Below are 3,826 nucleotides of genomic sequence, written 5' to 3'. Positions count from 1 at the left end.
TCGGCGTGCGCGTCCGCGAGGTAACCGTGGAGCGCGACGACCCACGCGTAGCGGTCCGGCTCCTCCAACACCAGCGAGAGGCTCGTGATCGCCCCCTGACTGAACCCGAGCAGGCCGAGCCGGTCGGGGTCGATGTCGTAGGATTCGACCGCGGCGTCGACGCTCTCTGCGACCAGATCGAGGCTCCGCCGGAAGTCAGTCGGATCGGGCTGACTCGACTCGAGGCCGCCGGCGGACAGGTCGAGTTCGTACCACGTGTACCCGCCCTGAAGCGGGTCTGGCGCGCGCAGGCTCACCACGTGAAGCTCGTCCGGGAGATGTCGCGCTACCGGCAGCAGGTCCTCCTCGTCGGCGCCGCGGCCGTGCAGCACGAAGACGGCGGGGGCGCTCTCGGGTTCGACGTCGGGCGCGACGTGGACGTGTTCCAGCGGAACGTCGGTCATATGTCCCGCGTTCGTCGGCTCGGGGGTTGTATCCGTCGACCGCGGCAGCGCGCGGTTCGGGCGGCGGGGCGTGGTTCGGGCGGCGGGGCGTGGTTCGGGCGGCGGGGCGCGAACAGCACCGATCCACGCGTGAATTATTTGCCGGTCGCGTCGAGAGTTCGGTGCATGGATCCCCGCACCATCGCCGCGGCGGCGGCACTCGTCCTCCTCCTCGCCGGAATCACCGCTGCACCGGCGGCCGACGCGCGCGCACCGCCGACGCCGATCTGCGGCGTCTGTGACCTTGACCGAACGACGCCGGACGGCACGCCCGTGGTCGCCGGCGAGAGCGCGCTGACCGTCACGCTCCGCGAGAACGGGTCGACGACGTGGCAGGGGAGGGTCGACCTCGCGGCCGGGAGCGACGCGCTCGCGGCGAACGAGTCGCTTCGACGCAGGGTCGTCTCCGAGGCGGCTCACGACGGGATCGCGGACCCGAGAGACGTGAACTCCCGAATCGACGAGGACATCCTGTTCGTCGAGTACCGGGATCCGAACGCCACGGAGCGACACCTGGGCACCGTGGTGTTCACGCCGCTGACGCCGGCGGCTCCCTCGACCCCGTTCGTCATCGGCGGCGAGGGAGCGCGGTACCTCGGCGCCGATCGGCTGACCGTCCGCGGGGCGCCCGGCTGGGAGGTCCGCGGCGACGCGAGCGCGACCGGTTCTGACGGGCGTCTCGTCTGGACCCGCGAGGGTTCCGAGCCCGACGATCAGGGGCGGGTCTTCGTCGACGTCGATCGGGACCCGGTCGCCGTCGAGGGGGACGCGGTGCTGCCCGGCGCGCGGGCGTGGATCGGTCGACTGCTCACCGGCAACGCCCTCTGAGGCGTCGCCGTCTGCGTCCGAGCAGCGGTCCGCGTCGAGACGTGCGTGAACGTCACGAACGTCACGGACGAAACCCACGGTCGAACGCGCCGTTTAACCGTCCTGCCGCACAATTCGTTCGACATGAGCGGCTCTACGGAGGGCGACCTCACCAAGACGGGGATGGCCCTGAAACACGACCGCGAGTGGGACTACGAACTCGATCGGATCTTAGAGGCCATCGAAGAGCGCGACGCCTCCAAGGTCGGCCTCCAGTTCCCTGAGGGACTCAAGCGCCGCGGCCCGAAGGTCGCCGACGACCTCCGCGAGGTGGCCCCGGACGACGTCACCTTCATGCTGTCCGGACAGCCCTGTTACGGCGCCTGCGACCTCGACACGTACCTGATGCGCCGGACGGACGTGTTCGTCCACTTCGGCCACACGCCGATGAAGGAGTCCGACAGCATCGTCTACGTCCCGCTGTTCTCGAACGTCGACCCGTTCCCGATCATGGAGGACGCGCTCGAAGAGGAGCTCGCGCCCCCGGAAGAGGACCCCGACGTCGGGCTCGTCACGACCGCCCAGCACATGAACCGGTTCGAGGAGATGACGGACTGGTTAGAGGAGCGCGGCTACGAGGTCCACACCCGCCGGGGCGACGACCGGCTCACGAAGGAGGGGCAGGTGCTCGGCTGCAACTACGCCTCCGCCGACATCGACGCCGAGCAGGTGCTGTACGTCGGCGGCGGGAAGTTCCACCCGGTCGGGCTCGCGATGGAGCACCCGGACAAGCGGGTCGTCATCGCCGACCCCGTCAACAACGCGGTGTCGGTCGCCGAACACGACCAGTTCCTCAAGCAGCGCTACGCCTCGGTCCACAAGGCGATGGACGCCGAGAAGTGGGGCGTCATCTTCTGCACGAAGATCGGCCAGGGCCGGTGGGAGAAGGCCCAGGAGATCGTCGATAACAACGAGAACGCCTACTTGATCACGATGGACGAGGTGACGCCGGACCGCCTCCGCAACTTCGACATGGACGCGTTCGTCAACACCGGCTGTCCGCGGATCACGACCGACGACGGCCCGCGGTTCCACAAGCCGATGCTGACCCCCGGCGAGTACGAGGCCGCGATCGGCGAGAAGCCGCTCGACTCGATCGAGTTCGACACGTTCCACGACACCTGGTAAGCGGCGCGGAACCGGTGAGACATCGAACCCGCCGGGCTCGGAGCCGTTGATGTCCCGGCGAGACGGACCGACCGTCCGTCGAATGGGGAACGCGTTTCACTCCGGAGAGCGATCGCGTTCCACACATGGTCCCGACACAGGCCGCAGCCCTCCTCCCGCGCGTCGTCACCGCGATCGATTCGATCGATTCCTCGCCGTGGACCGGTGTCGAGCTCGCCGGATCCGCCGCACTCAGTTTCGTCGGGACGGCCGTCGGCGTCACCCTCGTCGGGCTGGTCGTTTCGGCGATAGCCCCCGACTTCACCGACAGCGGCGTCGAGTACCTCCGCGCGGACCCCGGAGAGGCGTTCGTGTACGGTGTCGTGGCGTACGTGGCGATCGCCGTCGCGATGTTCCTGCTGGCGATCACCGTTATCGGGCTCATCGTCGTCGTCCCCGCGATACTCGTTCTCGCAGTGCTCAGCTTCGGCGGGACGGCCGTCTCCGCGATCGCCCTCGGGACGTGGATCCGATCGATGCTCGGGACGGGAGCCGCGAACGGGCGCGGCGCCGATCTCGTCGTCGGCGCGGTCGCGTGGGCGGGCCTCGGCCTCGTCCCCGTCCTCGGCGGGCTCGTGCGGTTCGTCGTCGGCGCGATGGGATTCGGCTACCTCGCGCTCTGGGTCGCTAACGGTCGGTTCGACCGCGATTACGGCTCCGTCGACGCCGGCGGACGCGATGGACACGGAGGACGCGGCGGAACCGGCGGAACCGGCGGAGCGGCGGCTCACGGCTCCCTCAGCGAGGACGGAGACGACGCGGGCTCGGACGACGATCCCGACCGCTTCCGCAACATCGCGGCGTTGGACGCCGAACGCGAGGCGGAGGCGAACGAACGAGCGGCGGAGGGTGACACGACCGACTCCGACGACGGGACCGACGTGCCCGGTCGGTCCGGGCGCGAGCGATAAGCGTCGAAAGCGGCCCCCTTACCGCGTCGATTCGACTTCGCGTTCCACGTAGTCGACGGCGTCTGCGGGCGACTTCACCGCTTCCACGCCCGCGACGTCGTGCGTGTCGAGTCCGGCGACGACCCGCCCGTGCGCGAGCGCCATCCCGATCTCCGAGAGCGTGCCGTGCGAGCCGTCGACGGCGATCGCGGCGTCGCCGTTCATCACGACCAGCGCGTTACGGGCGTGGCCGAGCCCGGTCGCGATCGGAACCGTGACGTGCGGGTTCGCGTCCGCTCGGCGGTCGGTCGGCAGAATGCCGACCGTCTCCCCGCCGGCGCTCGCGGCACCGCGACAGACGGACTCCATCACGCCGCCGAGCCCGCCGCAGACGACCGTGTGGTCGCGGTTCGCAAGCCG

General features: G+C 69.8%; 5 protein-coding genes. 3 read left to right on the top strand and 2 right to left on the bottom strand.

Features of this window, described 5'->3' with window-relative positions; translation table 11 throughout:
- On the bottom strand, window positions 1-443 hold a 443-nt coding region (locus C471_RS14070), incomplete at its 3' end, for an alpha/beta hydrolase (protein ID WP_004050144.1).
- A gap of 165 nt (window positions 444-608) precedes the next feature.
- On the opposite strand from C471_RS14070, the gene C471_RS14065 reads away from it, so the two are divergent.
- The 3 genes from C471_RS14065 to C471_RS14055 all read left to right on the top strand — a co-directional run bounded on the left by C471_RS14065 (window position 609) and on the right by C471_RS14055 (window position 3,427).
- Complete coding sequence (locus C471_RS14065; protein ID WP_004050143.1) at window positions 609-1,310, top strand: hypothetical protein; 702 nt, start codon at window positions 609-611, stop codon at window positions 1,308-1,310.
- 123 nt (window positions 1,311-1,433) lie between these two features.
- Window positions 1,434-2,477 carry a diphthamide biosynthesis enzyme Dph2 gene (dph2, locus tag C471_RS14060; protein ID WP_049909431.1) on the top strand — a complete coding sequence of 348 codons (1,044 nt, stop codon included), beginning with the start codon at window positions 1,434-1,436 and terminating at the stop codon, window positions 2,475-2,477.
- 125 nt (window positions 2,478-2,602) lie between these two features.
- On the top strand, window positions 2,603-3,427 hold the full coding sequence (locus tag C471_RS14055; protein ID WP_004050141.1) for a hypothetical protein: 825 nt from the start codon (window positions 2,603-2,605) through the stop codon (window positions 3,425-3,427).
- An 18-nt stretch (window positions 3,428-3,445) separates the two neighbouring features.
- Here C471_RS14055 and C471_RS14050 read toward each other — a convergent pair.
- Window positions 3,446-3,826: SLOG cluster 4 domain-containing protein (locus C471_RS14050; RefSeq protein ID WP_004050140.1), on the bottom strand; the 381-nt coding region annotated here is incomplete at its 5' end.

The organism is Halorubrum saccharovorum DSM 1137 (assembly GCF_000337915.1).
In the GTDB taxonomy this organism is placed as follows: Archaea; Halobacteriota; Halobacteria; order Halobacteriales; family Haloferacaceae; genus Halorubrum; species Halorubrum saccharovorum.
The sequence above is the reverse complement of the archived record's forward strand: the minus strand, read 5'-3'. Positions and strand labels throughout refer to the sequence as shown.

What these genes read in the sequence shown, in the direction of transcription:
- C471_RS14065 (WP_004050143.1), top strand. Translation starts at nt 609, where the DNA reads ATGGATCCCCGCACCATCGCCGCGGCGGCGGCACTCGTCCTCCTCCTC.
- dph2 (WP_049909431.1), top strand. Translation starts at nt 1,434, where the DNA reads ATGAGCGGCTCTACGGAGGGCGACCTCACCAAGACGGGGATGGCCCTG.
- C471_RS14055 (WP_004050141.1), top strand. Translation starts at nt 2,603, where the DNA reads ATGGTCCCGACACAGGCCGCAGCCCTCCTCCCGCGCGTCGTCACCGCG.